This is a genomic window from Mycobacterium sp. NPDC050853 (assembly GCF_040653875.1).
Lineage (GTDB): Bacteria > Actinomycetota > Actinomycetes > Mycobacteriales > Mycobacteriaceae > Mycobacterium.
Genome location: NZ_JBFAGW010000011.1, coordinates 22,740 through 47,718, shown reverse-complemented (window position 1 = coordinate 47,718; position 24,979 = coordinate 22,740). Strand labels below are relative to the sequence as shown.

The window sequence follows — 24,979 nt, the reverse complement described above, 5'->3', positions numbered from 1 at the left end:
TTCGCCTGCGTAGATACCTTTTGGCGAGAACCCGTGACGAATAAACTTGCGTTCTTCTGCATAAAGATACAGAATTGTCGCTATGACTAGTGGGTTCTCGGTCGCGGTCGCCGGTGCCAGCGGATACGCCGGAGGTGAGATCCTGCGCCTACTGCTGTCGCATCCGGCATACGCTGCGGGCCGCCTGCGGATCGGGGTGTTGACCGCCGGTTCGAATGCCGGAACCGACGTCCTCGAGCATCATCCCAACCTGACACCGCTGGCTGACTACAAACTACAGCCCACCGATCCCACACTGTTGCGGGGCCATGACGTGGTGTTCCTCGCGCTACCGCACGGATCTTCGGCGAAGATCGCCGACGAGCTGGGGCCACAGACCCTCATCATCGACTGCGGCGCCGACTTTCGGCTGACCGATACCGCGGCGTGGGAGCGGTACTACGGGTCAAAGCACGCGGGCAGCTGGCCCTATGGGCTTCCCGAACTTCCGGGCGCACGGAACGCCTTGCACGGCACCAAACGCGTCGCGGTTCCCGGCTGCTATCCGACAGCGGCGCTACTGGCGTTGTCCCCTGCGGTGACGGCGGGTCTGGTGGAGCCGTCGGTCACCGTGGTGGCCGTCAGCGGCACCACCGGTGCGGGACGCGCCCCCAAGGCCGACCTGCTCGCCTCCGAAGTGATGGGATCGGCGCGCGCCTACAACATCGCCGGTGCGCACCGCCACACCCCGGAAATCGCACAGGGACTGAATCATCCATCGGGCAAGCCGATGACGGTCTCGTTCACCCCCGTCCTCGTCCCCATGCCCCGCGGGATCCTCGCCACCTGCACCGCGCCGACTACCGCAACCCAAGCCAAGATCCGCGAGGCGTACGAAGAGGCGTACCGCGACGAACCGTTCATCCATCTGCTGCCCGAGGGAAAGTTACCGACCACTAAGGCGGTCTCGGGGAGCAACGCCGTCCATATCGGCCTCGCCGTGGACCCCGACGCCGGCGTACTCGTCGCGATCGCGGCCATCGACAACCTGGTGAAGGGCACCGCCGGCGCCGCGATTCAATCCATGAACCTCGCACTCGGGTGGCCCGAGGGCGATGGTCTGACCATCGTAGGAGTGGCACCGTGACCGATGGTCTTCCCGCAAGCGGCTCATCCACGACCGATGGTCTTCCCGCGAGCGGCTCATCCACGACTGATGCCATGACATCACCACTGCTGCGCACCCAGGGCGTCACCGCGCCCGCAGGATTCAAGGCGGCTGGAATCACCGCTGGTATCAAGCTTTCTGGCAAGCCAGATCTCGCGCTGGTCTTCAACGAGGGGCCGGATTATGCCGCGGCAGGAGTGTTCACCCGCAACAAGGTGAAGGCGGCCCCGGTGCTGTGGACGCAGCAGGTACTCACCACGAGCCGCCTGCGCGCCGTGATTCTCAATTCCGGTGGGGCCAATGCCTGTACCGGACCGCAGGGATTCCAGGACAGCCACGCCACCGCCGAAGAGGTCGCGAAGACCCTCAGCGACTGGGGCACCGAGACCGGCGCCATCGAGGTCGCCGTGTGTTCCACCGGCCTCATCGGCGATCGGCTGCCCATGGACAAGGTGCTGGCCGGAGTGCAGGAAATCGTGCACGAACTGGCCGGCGGCCTGGGCGGCGGGACCGATGCCGCGCACGCCATCATGACCACCGATACCGTGCCCAAAGAGGTTGCACTACACCATAAAGCCGGCTGGACAGTAGGTGGTATGGCCAAGGGCGCGGGCATGTTGGCGCCCTCCCTGGCCACCATGCTGGTGGTCATCACCACCGATGCCGCCGTGCCCGCCCGGCAGCTCGATTCCGCGCTGCGGGCAGCAACTGCACGCACCTTCGACCGGCTCGATGTCGACGGCAGCTGCTCCACCAACGACACCGTGCTTCTCCTGGCCTCCGGCGCAAGCGAGATCGCACCTGACGCTCAAGAATTCGCCGAGGCGGTCTTCCAGGTCTGCGACGACCTCGCCGCGCAGCTGCAGTCCGATGCCGAAGGCGTCACCAAACGGATCCTGATCACCGTCACCGGCGCGGTCAGCGAGGACGACGCTGTCGCCACCGCCCGGACCGTCGCCCGCGACAGCCTCGTCAAGACCGCCCTGTTCGGTTCCGACCCCAACTGGGGCCGGGTGCTCGCCGCGGTGGGGATGGCGCCGGTGGACCTGGACCCGGATCGTGTCACGGTATCGTTCAACGGAAATCTGGTGTGTGCCAACTGCACCGGCGTGCCGGGTGCCCGCGACATCGATTTGTCCGGGCCGGATGTCGAGGTGCTCATCGACCTCGCGGCGGGAGACCAGACGGCGACCATCCGTACCACCGATCTGTCGCACGCCTATGTCGAAGAGAATTCGGCGTACAGCTCATGAAGGCTTCCCAAGAAAAAGCAGAAGTCCTAGCGGCCGCGCTGCCGTGGCTCAAGAAGCTGCACGGCACCATCGTCGTCATCAAATACGGCGGTAACGCGATGACCGACGATGCGCTGAAGAATGCCTTCGCCGAGGACATGGTGTTCCTGCGTAACTGCGGTATCCACCCGGTCGTCGTGCATGGCGGCGGCCCCCAGATCACGTCGATGCTGAAAAAGCTCGGCATATCGGGCGAGTTCAAGGGCGGATTCCGGGTCACCACACCAGAAGTCCTCGATATCGTGCGCATGGTGCTGTTCGGCCAGGTCGGTCGTGAGCTCGTCGGGTTGATCAACGGTCACGGACCGTATGCGGTCGGCATCACCGGCGAGGACGCACAACTGTTCACGGCGGTCCGGCGTACCGCGACCATCGACGGCGTAGAGACCGATATTGGCCTGGTCGGCGATGTGGCACAGGTGAATCCGGAAGCGATCCTCGACCTGATCGACGCCGGGCGGATCCCCGTGGTGTCCACCCTCGCACCCGACGCCGACGGTGTGGTGCACAACCTCAATGCCGATACCGCGGCCGGCGCGCTCGCCGAAGCCCTTGGCGCCGAACGTCTCCTGATGCTCACCGATATCGAGGGTCTGTACACCGACTGGCCCGACCGCACCTCACTTGTCACCGAGATCGGGGCTGAGGATCTGCGCGAGCTCGCCCCCGGTCTGGAGTCGGGGATGATCCCCAAGATCGAGGCATGTCTGCGGGCGGTGGACGGCGGGGTTCCCAGTGCCCACATCATCGACGGACGCGTCGAACATTGCGTGCTGGTCGAGCTATTCACCGACGAGGGCATCGGGACGATCGTCAGGAGCCAATCATGAGCAACACCAGTCAGACTCAGCAGCGCTGGGAACACGTCATGATGAACAACTACGGGACACCACCGGTTGTTCTTGCCGAGGGCGATGGCGCCGTCGTCACCGACGTCGACGGCAAGCGATACCTGGATCTGTTGGGCGGCATCGCCGTCAATGTTCTGGGCCACCGCAATCAAGCCGTCATCGACGCCGTCACGCACCAGCTCTCCACGCTCGGCCACACCTCCAATCTGTACGCGACGGGGCCCGGCATCGAGCTCTCCGAGGCGCTGATCGCACGATTGGGCGTGCCCGGCAGGGTGTTCCTCTGCAATTCCGGTACCGAGGCCAATGAGGCCGCGTTCAAGCTGACCCGGCTCACCGGACGCACCAAAGTCATAGCGGCCGAAGGTGCTTTCCACGGCCGTACCATGGGTTCGCTTGCACTCACCGGCCAGCCGACCAAGCAGGCGCCGTTCGAGCCACTGCCCGCCGGGGTAGTACACGTACCGTACGGCGACCTGGCCGTCATCGAGGCGGCAGTCGACGGCGATACCGCCGCCGTCTTCCTGGAACCGATCATGGGCGAAGGCGGTGTGGTGGTCCCGCCGGAGGGTTACCTCGCTGGCGTACGAGAGATCACCATGCGCCACGGTGCACTCCTGGTGCTCGATGAGGTGCAAACCGGAATCGGACGCACCGGAACATTCTTCGCCCACCAACAGGTGGGTATCACCCCCGATGTCGTCACCCTGGCCAAGGGACTCGGCGGCGGGTTGCCCATCGGTGCCTGCATCGCGACCGGAGCGGCCGCGGATCTGCTCACTCCGGGCTTGCACGGCAGCACATTCGGGGGCAATCCCGTCTGTGCCGCGGCGGCCCTGGCGGTACTGCGCGTCCTCGATGAGAAGAATCTCGTCGACCACGCCGCTGCGGCGGGGAAGTCCTTGAGCCACGCCATCGAAGGGCTGCACCATCCGTTGGTCGCGCGGGTACGCGGTGCCGGTCTACTCCTTGGCATCGTCCTGAACGAACAGCGCGCCAAGGCCGCCGAGGCCGCGGCACGCGATGCCGGCTTCCTTCTCAATGCCGCGGCACCCGATGTGCTGCGGCTGGCCCCACCGCTGATCATCAGTGACGAACAGATCGAGGAGTTTGTCGCCGCATTGCCTGGCATCCTCGACACCGCAGCAGAACAGGAGCTGGCATGAACCCGGCGGGAAACATCAGGCATTTTCTGAGGGATGACGATCTGTCACCTGCCGAACAGGCCGAAGTCCTCACGCTGGCCGCCGAACTCAAGAAGGCGCCGTTCTCGCGGCGGCCGCTTGAGGGCCCGCATGGGGTGGCCGTCATCTTCGAGAAGAACTCCACCCGAACCCGCTTCTCTTTCGAGATGGGCATCGCCCAGCTGGGCGGGCACGCGGTGGTCGTCGACAGTCGCACCACCCAGCTGGGCCGCGAGGAGACCCTCGAAGACACCGGACAGGTGCTGTCCCGCTACGTAGAAGCCATCGTGTGGCGCACCTACGCGCAGGAACGCCTGACCGCCATGGCCTCCGGTTCCACGGTGCCGATCGTCAACGCCCTGTCCGACGACTTCCACCCCTGCCAGGTCCTTGCGGATCTGCAAACGCTCGCAGAGCGCAAGGGCTCCCTGGCAGGGCTGCGTCTGACCTATCTCGGTGACGGCGCGAACAATATGGCGCACTCTTTGATGATCGGCGGGGTCACTGCCGGTATCCATGTCACGGTCGCCGCACCGAGCGGGTTTGCGCCCCACCCCAAGTACGTGTCCGAGGCTCAGAAGATCGCCACAAACACCGGAGCGACGGTGACGGTGACGGCTGACCCGGCGGCGGCCGCGGCCGGTGCCGACGTACTCGTCACCGACGCCTGGACCTCCATGGGACAGGAGAACGACGGGCTCGACAGGGTCCGCCCATTCCGGCCGTTCCAGATCAACGACGAGCTCCTTGGTCTCGCGGATACCGAAGCCGTTGTACTGCACTGCCTTCCCGCGCATCGCGGCCACGAGATCACCGACGAGGTGCTCGATGGTCCGCAGAGTGCGGTGTGGGATGAGGCCGAGAACCGTCTGCACGCACAAAAGGCATTGCTGGTCTGGTTGTTGGAGAACAGGCGATGACAGCCGCACACGCGGCCGATACCCGGGCGGGACGCCAGGCCCGCATCGTGGCGCTCCTATCCACCCAATCAGTGCGCAGCCAAGGCGAATTGGCGGCCCTGTTGGCGGCCGAGGGCATCGAAATCACCCAGGCCACCTTGTCCAGGGATCTCGATGAGCTCGGTGCCGTCAAACTCCGTGCGGCCGACGGCGGGGTGGGGGTGTACGTAGTACCCGAGGACGGTAGTCCCGTCCGCGGTGTATCGGGCGGCACCGACCGGCTCTCCCGGTTGCTGGGGGAGCTGCTGGTATCCACCGATGCCAGCGGTAATCTCGCGGTACTGCGCACGCCTCCCGGTGCCGCGCACTATCTCGCCAGCGCGATCGACCGCGCTGCACTACCCGACATTGTCGGGACCATCGCGGGGGATGACACCATTGCGGTGATCGCCCGCGAACCGTTGACCGGAGCCCAGCTCGCCGCACAGTTCGAACAGCTTGCTTAATAAGGAGAATCATGACTAGCAGTGACCGCGTAATCCTGGCCTACTCGGGCGGGCTCGATACGTCGGTGGCGATCAGCTGGATCGGCAAGGAGACCGGCCGCGAGGTCGTCGCCGTCGCGATCGACCTCGGCCAGGGTGGCGAGGACATGGAGGTGGTGCGCCAGCGTGCCATCGACTGCGGCGCCGTCGAAGCGGTTGTCGTCGATGCCCGTGACGAATTCGCCGACGAGTACTGCCTGCCGACCGTGCAATCCAATGCGCTGTACATGGATCGGTACCCGCTGGTGTCGGCGATCAGCCGCCCGCTGATCGTCAAGCACCTGGTTGCCGCCGCTCGCGAGCACGGCGGCGGTATCGTCGCCCACGGCTGCACCGGTAAGGGTAACGACCAGGTGCGGTTCGAGGTCGGATTCGCTTCGCTGGCACCGGATCTGGAGGTGCTGGCGCCGGTCCGCGACTACGCCTGGACCCGCGAGAAGGCCATCACGTTCGCCTCCGAGAACGCGATCCCGATCAACGTGACCAAGAAGTCACCGTTCTCCGTCGACCAGAACGTATGGGGCCGCGCGGTGGAAACCGGCTTCCTGGAAGATCTTTGGAACGCTCCGACCAAGGACGTGTACGACTACACCGAGGACCCGACCCTCAACTGGGGTGCACCCGACGAGCTGATCGTCACCTTCGACAAGGGTGTGCCGACCGCGATCGACGGCAACCCGGTCACAGTGCTGGAGGCCATCGTCGAGCTCAACCGGCGTGCGGGGGCCCAGGGCGTGGGCCGCCTCGACGTCGTCGAGGATCGACTGGTCGGCATCAAGAGCCGCGAAATCTACGAGGCCCCAGGCGCGATGGTTCTCATCACCGCACACGAGGAGCTGGAGCACGTCACCCTGGAGCGCGAGCTCGGCCGGTACAAGCGGCACACCGACCAGAAGTGGGCCGAGCTGGTGTATGACGGCCTGTGGTACTCACCGCTGAAGCGCTCGCTGGAAGCGTTTGTCGCGGATACCCAGCAGCATGTCTCCGGCGACATCCGACTGGTGCTGCACGGCGGAAACATCTCGGTGAACGGTCGCCGCAGCGCCGAATCCCTTTACGACTTCAACCTGGCCACCTACGACGAAGGCGACAGCTTCGATCAGTCGAGCGCCAAGGGTTTCGTGCATATTCATGGTCTCTCGTCGAAGATCTCCGCCCAGCGGGACCTGTCGGGGAAGTGAGCACCAACGAGGGATCCCTGTGGGGCGGCCGGTTCGCCGGCGGCCCGGCACCCGCGCTGGCGGCGCTGAGCAAGTCGACCCACTTCGACTGGGCGCTGGCCCGTTACGACATCCGCGCCTCGATCGCGCATGCCCGAGTGCTTCGCAAGGCTGACCTGCTCACCGATGAGCAGCTGTCGGCTCTGGTCGACGGATTGCGGCAGTTAGACCGCGATGTGGCGTCTGGGCAGTTCGTCCCGGCCGATACCGACGAGGATGTACACGGCGCGCTCGAACGCGGGTTGATCGAACGTGTCGGACCCGATAACGGCGGCCGACTGCGTGCCGGCCGGTCTCGAAATGATCAGGTGGCCACGCTGTTTCGGATGTGGCTGCGCGATGCGGCCGGGCGGGTCTCCGAAGGCGTGCTCGACGTGGTGCAGGCACTGGCCGATCAGGCCGGCGCGCACCCCGAGGCGATCATGCCGGGCAAGACCCACCTGCAGGCCGCCCAACCGGTGCTGCTCGCACACCACCTACTTGCGCACGCGCAGCCACTGCTGCGCGATGTGGACCGACTTATCGACTGGGACCGACGGACCGCCGTCTCGCCCTACGGGGCCGGCGCGCTGGCAGGCTCTTCGTTGGGCCTGGACCCCGACGTCATCGCATTGGACCTAGGATTCACCGCGGCCGCGGATAATTCGATCGATGCGACCTCGGCACGCGATTTCGCGGCCGAAGCCGCCTTCGTTTTCGCGATGATCGCGGTCGACCTGTCGCGGCTGTCTGAGGATATTATCCTCTGGAGCACAACAGAATTCGGATATGCGGAGCTCGATGACTCCTGGTCAACCGGCAGTTCGATCATGCCGCAGAAGAAGAACCCCGATATCGCGGAGCTGGCCCGGGGGAAGTCGGGGCGACTGATCGGCAATCTCACCGGCCTGCTCGCCACGCTGAAGGCTCAGCCGCTGGCCTATAACCGGGACCTGCAGGAAGACAAGGAGCCGCTGTTCGATTCGGTGGCCCAGCTGGAGATGCTGTTGCCCGCGATGGCCGGGTTGGTCGCAACGCTGCGGTTCCAGATAGACCGCATGGCCGAGCTGGCCCCGGCCGGGTTCACGCTGGCCACCGACCTGGCGGAATGGATGGTGCGCCAGGGCGTGCCGTTCCGTATTGCGCACGAGGCAGCGGGGGAGGCGGTGCGGGTGGCCGAGGCTCGTGGTGTCGGCCTGCAGGACCTCACAGACAACGAACTTGCGGGCATTCACCCGGACCTGACCGGGGAGGTGCGTGCAGTGCTCACCACCTCCGGATCTGTCGCGTCTCGCAACGCGCGCGGTGGTACTGCACCCGAACGGGTGAGCGAGCAGCGCGAGCTGGTGTTGGCACGTCTAAACCTGCTGCGCGGTCAGAGCGGCTAACATCCGTAGCCATGGACGGCGAGCCGGACCCGATGTCATCGGGCCCCGGTCCGGGGGGCGACATACCGGACGACCCGAATGCGGCCTGGCGCCGTCCGGGGGTTGTGGAGGCTGTTTCCGCCGAGCCGCCAGGCTCCGATGCCGCTGAGCCTGCCGGAACGCCGCCCGAACAAGGAGTCCTCGCCCGAACTGCCCACACGGTAGGCAGCTGGTGGAACGACCTCGAGTTTGTACAGATGTGGCATGTGGTCGCCGTGATCGCGGTTGCCGCTACCGCAGGGTTCGGCGGATTGGATGCCGTCGACACGACTCCACAGACCTTCGAGCTGGGCACGCCGTTCGATAATGGTGAATTCACCATCACGGTGCAGAAGGCCATTCTGCGGCCGCAAATCGCCGGCGGTGGCGCGGTGATTGCGAAGGAAAAGCCCGGGCGGATGTACCTTGCCGTCGTCGCGGAGGTTACCAATCATGCCGATAGGGTGGGTCTTGTCGCCGGCAACTTCGCCCTGCCAGATATGACAGATGCGCAGGACATCTTCCTGCCGAAGCTACAGAACGCTACGGTTTTCCGGATCGAGGACGGCAGCAATCTGATTGAGCTGCAACCTGATCTGACCGAGAAGGTGGCGGTCGTGTGGAGCGTTCCTACAGCCGCCGTACCACCGGGCTCCCAGGTATCGGTTCAGGTGCCGTATCGAGCTTTCAGCCGTGGCTTCGTGAACTATGGCGAGGGCTGGATTGACAACGGCAAGACAGCGACAGCCACTGTACCGGTGGAGGTTCCATCATGATCTTGTCGAAAGATCTCGCGGCATTACGCGCCTCTTCACCGCTATTGCGCCTCTCCAGCACGGCCGTCGTGGTCGCCGTCATCTTGTCCGCGTCGGTATTCGTCTGGAATCGTCTGCCGAATGCCGCCGCGACGCAGAATGCCTTTGACGTTCATGGCTCGATGGGAAGTTCCGTCACCGGGCGGCTGTTCTCTGCCACAGTGACGAAAGTCGGGGTGGCGCCGGTGGTCAAACACACGGGTTACTCCCCTCGGCAACGGAATATCAAGTCCGTCGGCCAGTGGGTGGTCGTCAAGCTCAACATCACGTCCATGACCGAAGCCCCTCAGGCCGATGCGATACTGGCATTTGGCGAGAAGGGCTACACGCCCGACGACCGGCTTCGAGGTTCCACATTGCTTGGCGCACAGCTGACTCCGCTGATCCCTCAGACCGGTGTTTTCGTTTTCGAGGTCAGCTCGGGTGTACTCGAGCATGCCAGCTCGGCGAAGCTGTACATTTTCTACGCTGCTGGGCAATACAAATGGGACTCGCGGCTTGTCATCGACATTCCGCTTGACATCGAGCATGCGCCACGTTCGTCCGTTATCGCGCTTCCGATAACGGTGGTGGGCAAGCAATGAGTGATATGGCAACCAGTACCGAGGGCCCACGCCATCGGCGTGACAACGCTACAGATCAGCTGCCGTTGCGGTCACGATTGTGGTTTCGCAACGCCATCGCAGGAGTGGTCGTTATCGCCGTGTTCACCGGAGTGTGGGCTATCTCGCTCCGTGGCCCCTGGCGTGACTATCGAGCCAGCGTGACGCCTCTTCATCTAATTCCTGCCGGCCAGTCCGGTGATGCCTACGGACAGAGCTGGCGTCTTGCCGGGATCAAACACCTCGGCAAGGCCCCGCACGGAGCCAACGGGATTGTGCCGAAGGGGGCAGAGCTGGCGGTGGTCACGATCGAACGTTCGGGTGCGGTTCCAGAAGATTTTTTCTGCGACGGAAGACTCACCGACGGTGCGCGTTTATGGCCGGAGGCTCCATTCCTGACGTACACGGTGCCGCCTCCCGACGGTGTCGTCGATCACTGTGACAAACCGGGGAACCTCCAGCTCACCTTCCTGGTGCCCGACGATGTCACTATGAAGGCAGTCGACATAGTGAACCCGGTGGGCGGCGGAAACCAAATTCTGGTCAGGCTTGAAATTCCCTGAGTTTTTACGCCCCGGAGACTGCAGGATTTGCCGGGCGGGAATCATCCGGGTCGCCCGGATAGTCAAAAATCTCATTCTCGTGCGTCGCGGGCTCGTACGGCACGGACGATTCTGCCTCGACTCGTTCAACGCAGTGGGCGAAGACTGACGCAATGACGCAAATACGTAGTGAGGCAACAAGAACACCCGAAATCGCCGTAAGTATGGGGGCGACACCATTCCAGAACGACAGGGGATGGGGCCCCAATATCCAGGCGAAGCCACGCGTCAAATACCCGCCAACCTGCATTTGTGTCGTCAAGAAACTATCGGACATGTCTAACCACGACAGACACAGGTAAACCAGTACGTAGCTTGACAGCACCACCAAACCGCCGTGCAGCACCAGGCGTGCCGAATCGATAACGGGTTTGGCGCTGCCGAATTGGGACAACAGCCAATCCTTAGCCTTACTTCTGGTCTGCTCGGACAGCCTGCCGCTCACTTGGCGCTGCACCCGGTCCCGGGCGGGAGCCAGCTTGTCGGCCGCCGCATCGGCCTGCCTACCAGCTAATCGGCGAAGCACTCCACGCCAGCTGGCCTTGTCGGACGAGCCGTAGATGATGCCTGCGATGGCCAACCAGACCAGCGGTACTGCCGCAGCGCCCCAGACGATATGCCACACGTCGCCCACAATGCTCCACAGAACTTCCAGCGGGCGAAAATGCGAGAACAACTCGCGACGCATGTCCTCAGCCCAGACCACGATGCGGCGTTCCTTAAACCAGGCCGACGGACTGAGGAAGAAGCTCACACCCTTACTGGCCGAGAAGGAGAGCACCAGGAAGACCCACAGGGCATCCAGATACACCCTGATGAAGACAAACCACCCCGGCAATCTCTTCTTGATCGGCCCGAGGTTCAACGCTAGCCGGAGGATAAAGGCACCGGTAATAAGAACCCAGACATAACTGGTTACCGGAACATTCCCCAAGTCGGCTATCTGGTCGCCAGTGGTCATCCGCGCGCCGATGCGGTGCCACATCACCTTCTGCTCGTAGGTCAACCAGTCGTCCTGGAACATCTTCCACGCGAGGTAGATAACGAAGAATGGCAGCACGATACTGGCGAACAGATCGATATTGCGCAGCGAGATCTTGGGCATCCCCGCGAGCACCGGGATGGCCGGTCTCAGCACCAGGAACATCGCGATGATCGACCCAAGGCGGGCCAGACCGGCGAATGGCATGAGCAGATCGACTACTAGATAGTTGTTCCAGCCGTATTTGGCGGCGAGTTCGATGACGATATTGCGCCCCAATAGCCCCAGCAGGTAACACGCAGCCAGCTGCGGAAGATAGGTGAGCCAGAGGCGCAGAGGCCGCAGTAACAGATTCCCCACCGGGTCATCGTAGAGGTTCGCTGCAGTCTGTTTCGCTCGATCATGCGATAGACGATTCGGCCAGTCCGGCACACCCGTTGTGACAGGATGAGCGGGCCCTCACCTGGGCGGCACGGGTAAACGACCGGTATCTAGGAGCAGCTGTGGCCTTTAATCTCTCCTCCTTGACCAAACCCGTGGCACGTCTGGCAGCCACCGCGCAGAACGGCCTGGAGGTCCTGCGCCTCGGCGGGCTCGAAACCGACAACACGGCGTCACCGCATCAGATCGTCGAGAGCGTCCCCATGTACCGGCTGCGCCGCTACTTCGCACCGAGCTCGCCGGGCGAGGACGCCGGCCCCGTGGTCCTGATGGTGCACCCGATGATGATGGCCGCCGATATGTGGGACGTCGCCCAGGACGCTGGTGCCGTCGGCATCCTGCACCGGGCCGGTATCGATCCATGGGTCATCGACTTCGGGAGCCCCGACCGGATTGCCGGCGGCATGGAACGCACCCTGTCAGATCACATCGTCGCCGTCAGTGACGCCATCGAGACCGTGCATCGCATCACCGGCCGCCAGGTGCATCTGGCCGGATACTCCCAGGGCGGCATGTTCTGCTATCAGACTGCGGCCCTGCGTAAATCACGCACCATCGCGAGCATCATCACCTTCGGCTCGCCGGTCGACGCCACCGCCGCGATGCCCATGGGGATGCCCGCCGGGCTGTCCGCGGATATCGCCGAGTTCATGGCAGACCACGTGTTCAGTCGATTCTCCATCCCGGCCTGGTCGGCTCGGATCGGGTTTCAGATGCTCGACCCGGTCAAGACCATCAAGGGCCGCCTCGACTTCCTCCGACAGCTGCACGACCGTGACGCCCTGCTGCCCCGGGAACAGCAGCGCAAGTTCCTGGCCAACGACGGCTGGATCGCCTGGTCTGGCCCCGCCATCGCCGAGCTGCTGCGCCAGTTCGTGGTGCACAACCGTATGACCACCGGCGGGTTCACCGTCAACGACCGCGTCGTCACCCTCAGCGATATCACCTGCCCGGTTCTCGCGGTCGTCGGCGAGGTCGATGACATCGGGCAACCCGCTTCGGTGCGCGGCATCCTGCGGGCAGCCCCGAAGGCCGATGTCTACGAATACCTGATCCGGGCAGGACACTTTGGTCTCGTGGTCGGCTCCACTGCCGTGGCCCAGACCTGGCCGACGGTAGGCCAATGGGTGCAGTGGCGCGACGGTGAGGGACCTAAACCGCCGGCGGTCGACCTGATGTACGAACACGAAAGTGGCCAGCTCGATGGGGGTGTGCCCATCACCTCGCGGGTCGCGCATGGGTTGAGCACCACCACCGAGGTCGCGATCGCCGCCGCGCGCACGGCCGGAATGGCTGCGGCCGCCGCCAACAAGTCGGTGAAATCCATTGCCATCGAAGCGGTTCGCACCCTTCCACGGTTGACACGTCTGGGTCAGATTCACGATCACACCCGAATCTCTTTGGGCCGGTTGATGGCCGAACAGGCACGCCGCACTCCCAATGGAGAGAGCTTCCTCTTCGACGGCCGGGTACACACCTACGAAGCGGTGGATCGACGCATCAACAATGTGGTGAGGGGCCTCATCGAGGTGGGCGTCCGCCAGGGTGTCCGGGTGGGCATTCTCATGGAGACCCGTCCCAGCGCCCTGGTGGCGATCGCCGCACTGTCCCGTCTGGGCGCCGTCGCGGTGCTACTGCCGCCGGACGCAGATCTCGAGCTCGCCGTGAAGCTGGGGGAGATCTCCGAGCTGCTCACCGACCCTCCGAATCTTCCTGCTGCACAAGGTCTTTCCGTGCATGTGCTGGTACTCGGCGCCACCGCTAACCGCGACGTGTCGATACCCGACGATGGCTCGATTATCGACATGGAGAAGATCGACCCCGATGCGGTCGAGCTACCCGGCTGGTACCGGCCCGATCCCGGGCAGGCTCGCGATCTCGCCTTCGTGATGTTCAGCGGATACGGATCCCGTCTGGTACCCAAGCAAATCACCAACCATCGATGGGCACTGTCTGCCTTTGGTACCGCATCGGCGGCCGCACTGAGCTCCAACGACACCGTGTATTGCCTCACCCCGCTGCACCACCAGTCCGGGCTCTTGGTGAGCCTGGGCGGGGCCGTCGCCGGCGGCGCACGAATTGCCCTGTCGCGCGGTCTCAATCCCGATCGATTCGTCCAGGAGATCCACCAGTACGGCGTGACCGTCGTCTCCTATACCTGGGCGATGATGCACGAGGTGATCGACGATCCCGGGTTGGCCTTGGGTGCGCATCACCCAGTGCGGCTGTTCATCGGCTCCGGTATGCCCTCTGGGCTGTGGCGGCGGGTCACCGAGAGATTCGCGCCCGCTCGTGTCGTTGAGTTCTTCGCAACCACCGATGGGGAGGCGGTGCTGGCGAATGTGTCCGGTACCAAGATCGGTAGTAAGGGGCGCCCGCTGCCCGGCGGCGGTCAGGTTCGACTCGCCGCGTATGACCCGATCGACGATGTAATCATCGAGGGGGAAGACGGTTTCGTTCAGATCGCCAAGCCCGGCGAGGTCGGTCTGCTACTTGCGAAGCCACCTGGCGATGTGGACCCCGCCGCCGCGGTTCGGCGCGGCGTCTTCGCCCCGGGTGACACCTGGGTCTCTTCGGAGTCTCTCTTCCGCCGTGATGACGACGGTGACTTCTGGATGCTCGATGGACGTAGTTCCGCGATCCGGACCGCACACGGCGTGGTGTACGCCGAAGCCACGAGTCACGCGCTGGGCTCCGTGGGTGCCATCGACCTAGTCGCGACCTATCCCGTGGAGGTCGGCGAGACCAACATTGCAGTGACTGCCGTGGTGCTCCGACCTGGCGAGGCAATATCGCCCGCTGACCTATCGGAAGCCTTTGCCGCCGTATCTATCTCGGAGCGTCCCGGCATTATCAAGGTGGTGCCCACACTGCCGCTCAGTGCGACATATCGGCCGTCCACCACGCACCTACGGACATTCGGGTTGCCAAAGCCGGGACGGCAGACCTGGCACCTCGACCCGGAGTCGGGTGTGTACCACCGACTTACCGCCGCGACCTACGAGGCATTACAGGAGGCTATGTCGTGACACGCGCCGGGGCACGCCTCATGGCCACGATGCAGAACGGCTTTGAGGTGCTCCGGCTTGGCGGGCTACGCGGCGATACCCAGCCATCGCCATTCTCTGTAGTTGAACAGACTTCGATGTATCGACTACGGCACTACTTCCCGGGCAGTGCTGGCGTCAACCGCCCCGTGGTGCTACTGGCGCATCCAATGATGGTGTCGGCCAACATGTTCGATGTCAATCGGCAGGACGGAGCAGTCGGCATCCTGCATGCGCGCGGCACAGACGTATGGGTGATCGACTTCGGGAACCCCAACCGGATCCGCGGCGGTATGAAACGTACCTTCGCCGATCACGTCGTCGCGGTCAGCGCGGCCGTCGACACGGTGCACCGGCTCACGGGCCGCCCGATTCACCTGGCGGGATACTCCCAGGGCGGCATGTTCTGTTACACGGCGGCAGCATTGCGCAAGTGCCAGGACATCGCCAGCGTCATCACGTTTGGTGCGCCTGTCGACGCGGTGGCGGCACTTCCCATGGGGATCCCGGCCGACCTTGGCGCCCGCGGCGCGAGCCTGCTCGCCGGCATATTCGGATTGTTCGGTTGGCTGAGCATCCCAGGATGGTTGGCCCGTATCGGGTTTGAACTGATGACCCCGATCAAGACGCTGCGCAACAGGCTGGGATTCCTCTTTCAGTTGCACAACCGCGAGGCACTGCTGCCTCGAGAGCAACAACGCCGCTTCCTGGGCGGGGAGGGCTGGATCGCGTGGTCCGGGCCGGCGGTCGCGGAATTCTTGCGGCAGTTCGTGACGCAGAACCGGATGATGAGCGGTGGCTTCGTGATCGACGATCAGCTGGTGACCCTCACCGACATCACCTGTCCGGTGCTGGCATTCATCGGTGACGCCGACGACATCGGACAGCCGGTGTCGGTCCGTGGTATCGGGCGTGCCGCACCGCGCGCGGAGGTATACGAATCCACGCTGCCCGTTGGGCATTTCGGCCTCATCGTCGGATCCGGCGCTACCACCTCGACCTGGCCGACCGTCGCCCAGTGGATACCGTGGGTACAGGGCAGTACCAGCAAGCCTGCCGGCATCGTGCCGATGCCAACCGGTCCCGTGACCGGCTCCGGGGTAACCATCACCAAACGCGTGAGCGCCGCGTTGTCGGCGGTGTACGACAGCGCCGCACAGACGTCGAGGGTTCTCTTTCCGCTACTTCTGGGCGCGCCGCGTCGCCTCCGGCAAGTGGGTTTTACGCGGCTGGCCGTGGAGGCCGTGCGTACTCTCCCGCGGCTCAATCGACTGGACCAGATACATCCCAGTACCCAGATCTCGTTGGGACGCTTGCTATCCGAACAGGCACAACGCGCACCCTCCGGGGAGTGCTTCCTCTTCGAGGACCGAGTGCACACCAATGAATCGGTTCACCGTCGCGTCGACAATGTGGTCAAAGGCTTGATTCATAGCGGTGTCCGCCAGCAGACCCGGGTCGGTGTACTGATGGACACCCGGCCCAGCGCGCTCGTCGCCATCGCGGCGCTGTCTCGATTGGGGGCCGTTGCGGTTCTTCTGGCCCCCGACGGCGATCTCGCCGAATGCGCACGGCTCGGCGAGATCACGACACTCCTCTGCGATCCGCCCAACCTCGAAGGTGCTCGGCGAGTTTCCGTGCCCGTCTTGGTCTTGGGAGGCGGGGAGACCCGCGAGCTGGCGCTACCGGCAAACGGCTCCGTGGTGGATATGGAAAAGATCCGCCCAGGCGCGGTCACTCTTCCCGGGTGGTACCGACCGAACCCGGGCAAGGCCCAGGACCTCGCTTTCGTCATGTTCAGCTCGGCCGGAGGGCAGATCGCAGCCAAGCACATCACCAATCAGCGGTGGGCTCTATCGGCGTTCGGTACCGCGTCGGCAGCAGCCTTGACTTCCAACGACACCGTGTACTGCCTCACGCCGCTGCATCACCAAGCCGGCTTACTGGTCAGCCTTGGCGGAGCAGTAGCCGGGGGAGCGCGAATAGCCTTGGCCCGCAGCCTTGATCCCGCGCAGTTCGGAGCCGAGATACGCCGGTACGGCGTGACCGTGGTCTGCTACACCTGGGCGATGCTGCGTGAGATACTCGACCACCCGGCACTGACAGTCGATCCGAATCATCCGGTTCGAATGTTCATCGGCTCGGGCATGCCGATCGGGCTGTGGCAGCGGGTTCTCGACACCTTTGCCCCTGCAAGGGTTCTGGAGTTTTTCACGACCACCGAGGGCGAGGCCGTACTGGCCAATGTGGCGAGCCGAAAGATCGGCAGCAAGGGTCGCTCGCTCCCGGGCTCGGGGCGCGTCAAGCTCGCGAAATACGACGTGACGGCGGGACAGATCATCGACGACGCCAACGGTCTCGCGGCCATACCCGAACGGGGAGAGGTGGGCCTGCTGCTGGCCAAGCCCCGTGGCCGGCTCGACGCCGGCACCGCCACCCGACACGGGGTCTTCGAAGCCGGGGATAGCTGGGTGACAACGGACTTTCTGTTCTCGCGCGATGCCGACGGGGACTATTGGCTCGCCGACTCGCTGTCCGGGGTTGTGCACACCGCGCGCGGGCCCGTGTTCACCCAGCCCATCACCGACGCCCTTAACACGATGGGCGCCGTCGACCTGGCCGTGACATTCCAGATAACGGCGAATCGCGAGCCCGAGGCTATGTCGGTTGTCTCACTGCGCAGCGGAAAGTCATTGACGACCATCGATCTCAATATGGCGATGTCCACGTTGGACCCGCACCAGCGTCCCCGCTGCGTGCGCGTCGTCAAGGAGATCGCGCTCAGCGCGTCGTATCGGCCCTTGCCACCCAAGATGCGCACGCTGCCGCGTTCCGGGGCTGGGGTGTGGCTGTTCAATCCAACGACCCGCCGGTACGACGAGAAGCCGGCCGCGGCCAGAAAGCCCACTGCAGGCACGAGCCGTTGACGGTGATCGCGATCCCGTTCTGGCAGGTCAACCAGAATGGCGAGACACCCCCGCCATTCGCGGGCCACCACACGTTCCCATCACCTTCCGCTGCTGATGTGGCTGCATGTTGTTAGGCTGACCATTCGTAATGCCCGGGAACACCGGAAGGATCTCGTCATGCCGTCACGCCTACGTGCCCTCGCTGGTACCGCACTGGCCACCACCGGCCTCTCCGCAGCCCTGGTGTTCGGGCCCGGTGTCGGCACTGCCAGCGCCGACGTTTTGGACGATATAGCGCACGAATACTCCCTCGGGACCAGCGGCGGCCAGGTCTCGAATCTGGTCCGCACCGCGCTCCAGCTGCGCGCGAAGGGTGCCCAGGTGAGCTCAGCTCAGAACGATGCTCTCAAGGCCGCGCTGGACAAACGTCCCAGCCAGATGCCGCTGATCAACTCGCTGAAGTCGGTTATCGCGACGCAGTCCCAATTCCTCAAGGCCGCTCAGAAGCCACAGCAGCCCGTACATATCGGGGTGGGCCCCATCAACGGGGGCGGCAACCCCAACGGCGGACCTCCGAACGTTAACCCGGGCAACGGAATCGGTGTCACCGGTGGTGGCGGGCAGCAGATCTTCAACGAGAACATCCCGGTCGGCTGATATCACCGATATGCCCCTTGACGCTGCGCTTCTAGACATCCTGGTCTGCCCGATCGACCGCGGGCCGCTCCTGCTCGTCGGCGACGACACTAACGGCCTCCTCTACAACCCGCGGCTGCGTAAGGCCTACCGGATCGAGAACTCCACCATCCCGGTGCTCTTACCCGATGAGGCGCGTGAGGTGTCCGACGAGGAACACCAGCGCTTCACCGAGTAGCGATGCCCGGCAGCTCACCCGTCAAATACCGCTGAATATTCGGCCCCACGGTGAGGGCAATCTGTTCCGCCGTCAGCGAGGCCAGCGGCTCGACTTCCATGATGTAGCGGCCCACCAATATCCCCGCCATCTGGGTGATCGCGAACTCGGCACGCAACACTCCGCTCCCGACTGGATTGTCCACCCGGTCGGCGATGATATTGACCAGGACCTCACGGAAGAAGACGCGCACCAGCCCATCATCGGCGCCGGTAAGGGCCGACCGGAAGAGCGCCAGCACGTTGGCCCCGAACTCCGAATCCCAGAACGGGATGATCAGCCTCGGAATCGCGAGTCCAAGCTCCTCGACGGGCATATCCCGCAGCGGCTGCAACACCACACTCGGATCGACCGGCAGCTGCACCACCTCACGGAAAAGATCGAGCTTCGTCCCGAAGTAGTGGTGAATGAGGGCCGGGTCAACGCCCGCGTCGGCGGCAATGGAGCGGATCGACGTCTTGTCGATTCCGTTGACCGAAAAAAGCTTTCGAGCACTTGCGAGGATATCCTCGCGAGTGTTTGCCCCACCCGGCCGACGGCCCGGCCGCTTTGGCGTCATGGTGTCCGACGGCGCAGGGTGGCTGCGGCCAAGCCCAGCGCCACCGCCGCGCATCCGAAGACGACTGCGATATCCCGTGCCGCCACACCCGTCAGTTCCGGGTGACTCCCCAGCTGCTGCAACGCCTCTACCGCATAACTCACCGGCATCACGTTACTGAACCACTGCAGCCATTCCGGCATTGCCGCGCGGGGGACCAGAATCCCGCAGAGCAGCAGCTGCGGAATCACCACCACCGGCATGAACTGCACGGCTTGAAATTCGGTGCGCGCGAACGCGCTACACAGCAAGCCAAGACCGACACCGAGGATGGCGTTTCCGATGGCGATCAGAAAGACCCATTGCGCGCCGGCAGCGGTGGTGAGATCCAGCAGCCCGTAGGAGACCAGGCAGGCGATCGTGGCCTGGGCCGCGGCCGCCAACGAGAAGGCGGTGCCGTAGCTGGCCAATAGGTCGAACCGCCTTAGGGGAGTGGTGAGAATGCGTTCCAGGGTCCCCGAAACCCGTTCGCGCTGCATCGATATCGAGGTTATGAGGAACATGACCACGAACGGGATGAGCCCAAGCACGAACAGACAGGCGATGTTGAACGGCGATGGGCGGTTTGGGAGAGTCGGCAGGTCCCGGTAGAGGAAATACAACAGGGTGATCAGCACGCTGGGAACGACCAGGATCATCGCCAAGCTGCGATGATCGGCGCGAAGCTGTCGCAACACGCGTCCGGTGGTGGCCACATAACCGTTGGCGTACATGGGATTCCGCTCCGTCTCGCCGCTACGCGGCCGTAGTTTCGGTGCGTCGGATAACGGCGAGAAACGCCTCTTCCAAGCCATCGCATTCGGTATCGCGGCGCAGCTGCAGGGGTGTGGTGTGGGCGAGCACGCGGCCCTCGCGGATAAGCACCAGGTCGCCACAATGATCGGCCTCGTCCATGACATGACTGGAGACGAGAAGCGTGGTGCCACCCGCCGCGAGGCCTTCGAACTGTTCCCAGAGCTCTGCGCGCATCACCGGGTCCAGGCCCACCGTGGGCTCGTCGAGCACCAACAGCTCGGGCCGGGTGACCAGTGCACACGCGAGCGAGACACGTCCGCGTTGTCCACCCGAAAGATCGCCGCAGTAGGCCAGGCGATGTGACCGCAATCCGACGGCATCGAGTGCCGCATCGGCGTCGGACTTGCTGCGACCGTATAGCGCGGCAAAGTACCGCACGTTATCGATCGACCGTAGATCGTTGTAGATCGTCGGATTCTGCGTCACGTAGCCGATGCGGTGCCGCAGGGCGGGCGAGCCCGCCTCCAAACCTAGTACGCGGACTGTCCCTGACTCGATGATCTGGGTGCCTACAATGCAGCGCATCAGCGTTGTCTTACCGCATCCGGAGGGCCCCAACAGTCCCGTGATGGTGCCGCGGCCGATCCGTAGCGACACATCGTCAAGGGCTTTGAAACCGCCGCGAACCACGCGGAGACTCTCGACCTCGATGACGGCCTGATGCCGACCATTGGTTAATTCACCACCCAATGAACTCATCATGTGATGAATAATGGACCCGGCCGATCCGACTGTCAAGGACAATCGTGGAGTGAGCGCCCAGATCCTGACGACCCATCCGATAAAGGCCGCGCAGCGCCTACTCGGAGCGGTCATCGAATCTCGCGGGGTGCGTGCGGTCATCGTCGAGGTGGAGGCATACGGCGGGGTGCCAGATGGGCCGTGGCCCGATCCCGCCTCACATTCGTTTCGCGGACCGACCAATCGCAATCGGGTGATGTTCGGACCCGCGGGCCGCCTGTATGTATACCGAAGCCATGGAATTCACCTGTGCGCCAACGTGGTCTGCGGCCCGGACGGTACCGCCGGCGGAGTGCTGATCCGCGCCGCCGCGATCATCGACGGCGCACCCGTGTGTTGGGAGCGGCGGCCCACCGCTCGCGACGATGCGGGTTTGGCCCGCGGGCCAGGAAATCTGGGCGCCGCCCTCGGAATCACACCGGAGGACAACGGCGTCGACGTCTTCTCCGCTTCCAGCCCGGTACGGATCACGTTGAACCGGAAACAGCAGGCGCTCTCCGGGCCACGGGTGGGTGTCAGCGTGGCGGCGGACCGTCCCTGGCGGTTCTGGCTGCCCGAGTGTCCGGAGGTTTCCGTGTACCGGCGTAGCCCCCGTGCTCTACCACCGTCGCCGATGACCTCATCGGCAGCCCGGGACCGGACTGGGAAGAGCGGTACCCGGCGCACAAAACCCCATAAGGGATAATCGATACCGTGGTTTCCAACATTCTCGACGAGCTGACCTGGCGCGGCCTTATCGCGCAGACGACGGACCGTGACGCGCTCGCGGCCGATATCGCGAAGGGACCGATCAGCGTTTACGGGGGTTTCGATCCCACCGCCGCGAGTCTGCACGCAGGGCATCTGGTGCCCCTGCTCACCTTGAGCCGATTCCAGCGGGCGGGCCACCGGCCCATCGTGCTGGCCGGGGGAGCGACGGGCCTCATCGGAGATCCGCGCGACACCTCCGAACGCAACCTGCACGGGGCCGACCTCGTCGCCGAATGGGCCGACCGAATTCGCGGGCAGCTGGAGCGGTTCGTCGAATTCAACGACACGCCAACCGGAGCCATCGTCGCGAATAACCTCGACTGGACCGGCCAACTCACCGCCCTGGAATTCCTGCGCGATCTGGGCAAGCACTTCTCGGTCAATGTCATGCTCGAGCGCGACACGATTCGCCGACGCCTGGACGGCGATGGCATCTCCTACACCGAGTTCTCCTACATGTTGTTGCAGGCCAACGATTACGTGCAGCTGCACCGCAAGTACGGCTGCTCGCTGCAAATCGGCGGTTCGGATCAGTGGGGCAATATCGTGGCCGGAGTTCGGCTGGCTCGCCAGCAAGACAGCGCGGCGGTGCACGCCTTAACCGTTCCGCTGGTGACATCGGCCGACGGCGCCAAGTTCGGTAAGTCCACCGGCGGCGGCAACCTCTGGCTCGACCCCGAGATGACGAGTCCGTACGCCTGGTACCAGTACTTCATCAACACTGCCGACGCCGACGTGGTGCGATACCTGCGCTGGTTCACCTTCCTGTCCGCCGAAGAAATCGGCGAGCTGGCGACGTCGACAGCGGAACGGGCACACGAGCGTGCCGCTCAGCGTCGATTGGCCGTCGAGGTCACCACCCTGGTGCACGGCGAAAGTGCCACCCAGGCTGTCGAACTCGCCAGCGGAGCACTATTCGGTCGCGGCGAGCTGGACCGGCTCGACGAGGGCACACTGACAGCGGCCCTCACCGAGGCCGGCAACGGAGAGCCCGCCCGGCTCGCGGGCGGCGAACCCGACACCATCGTGGATCTTCTGGTGAGCAGCGGGCTTTCGGATAGCAAGGGTGCCGCACGCCGCACCATCAAAGAGGGCGGCGTCTACGTCAACAACACCCGGGTTGACGCCGAGGACTGGACTCCGACCGATAGCGACTACCTCACCGGCGGCTGGCTGGTACTTCGCCGCGGAAAGCGCAACATCGCAGGAGTTCAGCGCATCCGCTAGATTAGTTCCATTGGGGCTCAACGGATTCCTTCACCTTGCCATCCTCACCGAAAATGAGGAAACGGGTGAATGCCCGGGCGAACCACCGATCGTGGGTGACCGCGACGACAGTGCCGTCGAAGGCCGCCAACGCATCCTCCAGCGCCTCAGCCGAATGCAGGTCCAGATTGTCGGTCGGCTCGTCGAGTAACAGCAGGGTGGACCCCATCAACTCCAAGAGCAGGATCTGAAAGCGGCCCTGCTGGCCGCCGGACAGCGAGCCGAAGGTCTGCTCGGCCGACCGCGCCAGCCCGTAGCGGTCCAGGATCCGCGATGCCTGCTCTCGCCCATGCCCCGCGCGCCGCTCATCCCCGTGATGCAGGATGCCCAGCAGCGTCCGATCCATCAGCCCCTCGTGATGGTGCGTCTGCGCAAACCAGCCGGGACGGACCCGCGCCCCCAGCCGTAGTTGACCGTCGTGCCGCACGGGTTCGGGAATCATGTCGCCCACCGGCAGCTGATCCGGTTCCGGGTCAGTGCCGCCACAGGCCAGCAGGCGCAGGAAATGTGACTTGCCGGTGCCGTTGCCGCCCAGCACCGCCACTCGATCTCCGTACCACACTTCGGCATCGAACGGCCTTGTGAGACCGGTCAATTCAAGACTCTCCGCGATCACGGCACGCTTGGCGGTGCGACCGCCGGCAAGGCGCATGCGAACGTTCTGCCGCAGCGGCACCGCTTCGGGCGGCCCCGCCTCGTCGAATCGGCGTAGCCGAGTATCGGCGGCCTGCAGCCGGCTGGCCATATCGGAGTTGTAGGCAGCTTTCTGCCGGTACATCAACACCAGATCGCGCAGTGCCGCCCGCTGTTCGTCCCAGCGACGGCGCAATTCGGCGAGTCTGGCGTTCCGGTCCGCCCGGGCCTGGTGATACGTCGCGAACGAACCCGGGTGCACCCACAGGGTCGACCCGGACCGCGTGGGCTCCAAGGTGGCGACCTGGCCGGCCGCCCGGTTGATCAGCTCCCGATCATGGCTGACGAACAACACCGTCTTGGGCGACTCCGCGAGTCGCTCCTCAAGCTAGCGTTTCGCCGGCACATCGAGATAGTTGTCGGGCTCGTCCAGCAGCAGCACCTCATGCGGCCCGCGCAGCAGCGATTCGAGAACCAGACGTTTCTGCTGGCCACCCGAGAGCGTGTTGACACCGCGAAACCTGGCCAGGTCAAACGGAATTCCCAGCGCGGCCATGGTGTGCACATCGCACTCGGTCTCGAACTCATAGCCGCCGACATCGGCCCAGTCGGCCAGCGCCTGTGCGTACTTCAGCTGATCCTGCTCGCTATCGCGCTCCATCAGCGCCAGCTCGGCTCGGTCCAGGCGGTCGGCAGCCAGCCTGATTCGATCGGGTGCGACCGATAGCAGCAGATCGCGGACCGTCGAATCGTCTCGAACGGAACCGATGAACTGCCGCATCACGCCAAGCTGACCGCCGCGGGTGACGGCCCCGTCGTGTGGGTCGATATCGCCCGCGATGATCCGTAACAACGTCGTCTTACCGGTCCCGTTAGGGCCGATCAGCGCGGTTTTGCTGCCCTCGCCGACCCGCAGGCTCACATCGTGAAGTAGCGCTCTGCCGTCCGGGAGGTGGTAGCCGATGGCATCGAGCTGCACATGGCTCATACGGCTAAGTCTGCGCAACCCGCCGTGTTGAGTGCCACCGAATTTCCGAGGTTGGCCCCCGTACCGGCATACTCGCGCTGTAACCGATGGTCTTCACGCATGCGGCTCATCGATAGAAGGAGGCGCCCGTGGGGCAAGACGCCAGCCAGCGAGGTCCCAGGCAGCAGGGGCCCAAGAGGCAGGGGCCGAGTCGGCCTGCGCGCGATTCTGGCGCCCGGCGCGACGACCGCGGTGGCGGCCCAGCCCGGCCGCATCGGCCCGATGAGCGCGGCCGTCCCGGCGCCGGCGACGAGCGTGGCGGCAGCCCCGCACAGCCGCGCCGGTCGGAAGATCGCGCCGGCGACCGTCCCAGCAGGCCCCGTCGCACCGACGAC

Annotated in this window: 20 protein-coding genes and 2 pseudogenes; 17 read left to right on the top strand and 5 right to left on the bottom strand. The window is 64.5% G+C overall.

What is annotated here, in order from left to right:
* The first annotated feature begins 82 nt into the window (after window positions 1-82).
* The 11 genes from argC (at window position 83) to AB0H22_RS24050 (ending at window position 10,503) form a co-directional block, all read left to right on the top strand.
* Window positions 83-1,126: an N-acetyl-gamma-glutamyl-phosphate reductase gene (gene argC, locus AB0H22_RS24100; protein WP_180750064.1), complete on the top strand. Its 1,044-nt coding sequence runs from the start codon at window positions 83-85 to the stop codon at window positions 1,124-1,126.
* A 74-nt stretch (window positions 1,127-1,200) separates the two neighbouring features.
* On the top strand, window positions 1,201-2,400 hold the full coding sequence (argJ, locus tag AB0H22_RS24095) for a bifunctional glutamate N-acetyltransferase/amino-acid acetyltransferase ArgJ (protein WP_180750360.1): 1,200 nt from the start codon (window positions 1,201-1,203) through the stop codon (window positions 2,398-2,400).
* The gene (argB, locus tag AB0H22_RS24090; protein ID WP_180750065.1) at window positions 2,397-3,269 is read left to right on the top strand and encodes an acetylglutamate kinase; all 873 of its coding nucleotides are present in this window, start codon (window positions 2,397-2,399) and stop codon (window positions 3,267-3,269) included. Before argJ ends, argB begins: the two co-directional genes overlap by 4 nt.
* Complete coding sequence (locus AB0H22_RS24085; RefSeq protein ID WP_358149646.1) at window positions 3,266-4,456, top strand: acetylornithine transaminase; 1,191 nt, start codon at window positions 3,266-3,268, stop codon at window positions 4,454-4,456. The genes argB and AB0H22_RS24085 overlap by 4 nt, the downstream gene beginning before the upstream one ends.
* Window positions 4,453-5,394 (top strand): ornithine carbamoyltransferase, encoded by a 942-nt coding sequence (gene argF / locus AB0H22_RS24080; RefSeq protein WP_180750067.1) that lies wholly within the window; start codon window positions 4,453-4,455, stop codon window positions 5,392-5,394. The genes AB0H22_RS24085 and argF overlap by 4 nt, the downstream gene beginning before the upstream one ends.
* Window positions 5,391-5,879, top strand: a complete 489-nt coding sequence (locus AB0H22_RS24075) for an arginine repressor (RefSeq protein WP_180750068.1) — start codon at window positions 5,391-5,393, stop codon at window positions 5,877-5,879. The genes argF and AB0H22_RS24075 overlap by 4 nt, the downstream gene beginning before the upstream one ends.
* Before the next feature lie 11 nt (window positions 5,880-5,890).
* Entirely contained in the window at window positions 5,891-7,099 is a 1,209-nt protein-coding gene (locus AB0H22_RS24070) for an argininosuccinate synthase (protein WP_180750069.1), read from the top strand.
* Window positions 7,096-8,505: an argininosuccinate lyase gene (gene argH, locus AB0H22_RS24065; RefSeq protein ID WP_180750070.1), complete on the top strand. Its 1,410-nt coding sequence runs from the start codon at window positions 7,096-7,098 to the stop codon at window positions 8,503-8,505. The genes AB0H22_RS24070 and argH overlap by 4 nt, the downstream gene beginning before the upstream one ends.
* Before the next feature lie 11 nt (window positions 8,506-8,516).
* Window positions 8,517-9,299, top strand: coding sequence for a hypothetical protein (locus tag AB0H22_RS24060; protein ID WP_180750071.1), 783 nt, complete (start codon window positions 8,517-8,519; stop codon window positions 9,297-9,299).
* On the top strand, window positions 9,296-9,922 hold the full coding sequence (locus AB0H22_RS24055) for a hypothetical protein (RefSeq protein ID WP_180750072.1): 627 nt from the start codon (window positions 9,296-9,298) through the stop codon (window positions 9,920-9,922). Before AB0H22_RS24060 ends, AB0H22_RS24055 begins: the two co-directional genes overlap by 4 nt.
* Window positions 9,919-10,503 (top strand): hypothetical protein, encoded by a 585-nt coding sequence (locus AB0H22_RS24050; protein WP_358149641.1) that lies wholly within the window; start codon window positions 9,919-9,921, stop codon window positions 10,501-10,503. Before AB0H22_RS24055 ends, AB0H22_RS24050 begins: the two co-directional genes overlap by 4 nt.
* Window positions 10,504-10,507: 4 nt before the next feature.
* Here the strand turns inward: AB0H22_RS24050 and AB0H22_RS24045 are convergent, their stop codons facing one another.
* A complete protein-coding gene (locus tag AB0H22_RS24045; RefSeq protein ID WP_358149638.1) occupies window positions 10,508-11,884 on the bottom strand; it encodes a hypothetical protein in 1,377 nt (458 codons plus the stop codon).
* 143 nt (window positions 11,885-12,027) lie between these two features.
* On the opposite strand from AB0H22_RS24045, the gene AB0H22_RS24040 reads away from it, so the two are divergent.
* The 4 genes from AB0H22_RS24040 to AB0H22_RS24025 all read left to right on the top strand — a co-directional run bounded on the left by AB0H22_RS24040 (window position 12,028) and on the right by AB0H22_RS24025 (window position 18,795).
* Window positions 12,028-14,994: an acyl-CoA synthetase gene (locus AB0H22_RS24040; RefSeq protein WP_358149636.1), complete on the top strand. Its 2,967-nt coding sequence runs from the start codon at window positions 12,028-12,030 to the stop codon at window positions 14,992-14,994.
* Complete coding sequence (locus tag AB0H22_RS24035; protein WP_358149634.1) at window positions 14,991-17,939, top strand: AMP-binding protein; 2,949 nt, start codon at window positions 14,991-14,993, stop codon at window positions 17,937-17,939. Before AB0H22_RS24040 ends, AB0H22_RS24035 begins: the two co-directional genes overlap by 4 nt.
* A 159-nt stretch (window positions 17,940-18,098) precedes the next feature.
* Window positions 18,099-18,578: a hypothetical protein gene (locus AB0H22_RS24030; RefSeq protein ID WP_180750075.1), complete on the top strand. Its 480-nt coding sequence runs from the start codon at window positions 18,099-18,101 to the stop codon at window positions 18,576-18,578.
* 10 nt (window positions 18,579-18,588) lie between these two features.
* Window positions 18,589-18,795, top strand: coding sequence for a Trm112 family protein (locus tag AB0H22_RS24025; RefSeq protein ID WP_358149632.1), 207 nt, complete (start codon window positions 18,589-18,591; stop codon window positions 18,793-18,795).
* Here AB0H22_RS24025 and AB0H22_RS24020 read toward each other — a convergent pair.
* From AB0H22_RS24020 to AB0H22_RS24010, 3 genes are read right to left on the bottom strand one after another with little or no spacing between them, the layout of a single operon-like run.
* Window positions 18,785-19,393 carry a TetR family transcriptional regulator gene (locus AB0H22_RS24020; RefSeq protein ID WP_180750077.1) on the bottom strand — a complete coding sequence of 203 codons (609 nt, stop codon included), beginning with the start codon at window positions 19,391-19,393 and terminating at the stop codon, window positions 18,785-18,787. The two genes, AB0H22_RS24025 and AB0H22_RS24020, sit on opposite strands and share 11 nt — an antisense overlap.
* Window positions 19,390-20,145 carry an ABC transporter permease gene (locus tag AB0H22_RS24015; RefSeq protein WP_180750078.1) on the bottom strand — a complete coding sequence of 252 codons (756 nt, stop codon included), beginning with the start codon at window positions 20,143-20,145 and terminating at the stop codon, window positions 19,390-19,392. The genes AB0H22_RS24020 and AB0H22_RS24015 overlap by 4 nt, the downstream gene beginning before the upstream one ends.
* Before the next feature lie 22 nt (window positions 20,146-20,167).
* The gene (locus AB0H22_RS24010) at window positions 20,168-20,929 is read right to left on the bottom strand and encodes an ABC transporter ATP-binding protein (RefSeq protein WP_358149628.1); all 762 of its coding nucleotides are present in this window, start codon (window positions 20,927-20,929) and stop codon (window positions 20,168-20,170) included.
* Window positions 20,930-20,978: 49 nt separating this feature from the next.
* Between AB0H22_RS24010 and AB0H22_RS24005 the strand changes: the two are divergent.
* A pseudogene (locus tag AB0H22_RS24005) lies at window positions 20,979-21,566 on the top strand (DNA-3-methyladenine glycosylase); the annotation flags it as partial.
* A gap of 95 nt (window positions 21,567-21,661) precedes the next feature.
* Window positions 21,662-22,945: a tyrosine--tRNA ligase gene (gene tyrS, locus AB0H22_RS24000; RefSeq protein WP_358149624.1), complete on the top strand. Its 1,284-nt coding sequence runs from the start codon at window positions 21,662-21,664 to the stop codon at window positions 22,943-22,945.
* A gap of 1 nt (window position 22,946) precedes the next feature.
* On the opposite strand, the pseudogene AB0H22_RS23995 reads toward tyrS, so the two are convergent.
* Window positions 22,947-24,605: pseudogene (locus tag AB0H22_RS23995) on the bottom strand (ATP-binding cassette domain-containing protein).
* Window positions 24,606-24,979: the final 374 nt, after the last annotated feature.

Bases quoted from the DNA above. Each gene is read 5' to 3' on its own strand.
- argC (WP_180750064.1), top strand. From the start codon at position 83: ATGACTAGTGGGTTCTCGGTCGCGGTCGCCGGTGCCAGCGGATACGCC.
- argJ (WP_180750360.1), top strand. From the start codon at position 1,201: ATGACATCACCACTGCTGCGCACCCAGGGCGTCACCGCGCCCGCAGGA.
- argB (WP_180750065.1), top strand. From the start codon at position 2,397: ATGAAGGCTTCCCAAGAAAAAGCAGAAGTCCTAGCGGCCGCGCTGCCG.
- AB0H22_RS24085 (WP_358149646.1), top strand. From the start codon at position 3,266: ATGAGCAACACCAGTCAGACTCAGCAGCGCTGGGAACACGTCATGATG.
- argF (WP_180750067.1), top strand. From the start codon at position 4,453: ATGAACCCGGCGGGAAACATCAGGCATTTTCTGAGGGATGACGATCTG.
- AB0H22_RS24075 (WP_180750068.1), top strand. From the start codon at position 5,391: ATGACAGCCGCACACGCGGCCGATACCCGGGCGGGACGCCAGGCCCGC.
- AB0H22_RS24070 (WP_180750069.1), top strand. From the start codon at position 5,891: ATGACTAGCAGTGACCGCGTAATCCTGGCCTACTCGGGCGGGCTCGAT.
- AB0H22_RS24060 (WP_180750071.1), top strand. From the start codon at position 8,517: ATGGACGGCGAGCCGGACCCGATGTCATCGGGCCCCGGTCCGGGGGGC.
- AB0H22_RS24055 (WP_180750072.1), top strand. From the start codon at position 9,296: ATGATCTTGTCGAAAGATCTCGCGGCATTACGCGCCTCTTCACCGCTA.
- AB0H22_RS24050 (WP_358149641.1), top strand. From the start codon at position 9,919: ATGAGTGATATGGCAACCAGTACCGAGGGCCCACGCCATCGGCGTGAC.
- AB0H22_RS24030 (WP_180750075.1), top strand. From the start codon at position 18,099: ATGCCGTCACGCCTACGTGCCCTCGCTGGTACCGCACTGGCCACCACC.
- AB0H22_RS24025 (WP_358149632.1), top strand. From the start codon at position 18,589: ATGCCCCTTGACGCTGCGCTTCTAGACATCCTGGTCTGCCCGATCGAC.
- AB0H22_RS24020 (WP_180750077.1), bottom strand. From the start codon at position 19,393: ATGACGCCAAAGCGGCCGGGCCGTCGGCCGGGTGGGGCAAACACTCGC.
- AB0H22_RS24015 (WP_180750078.1), bottom strand. From the start codon at position 20,145: ATGTACGCCAACGGTTATGTGGCCACCACCGGACGCGTGTTGCGACAG.
- AB0H22_RS24010 (WP_358149628.1), bottom strand. From the start codon at position 20,929: ATGATGAGTTCATTGGGTGGTGAATTAACCAATGGTCGGCATCAGGCC.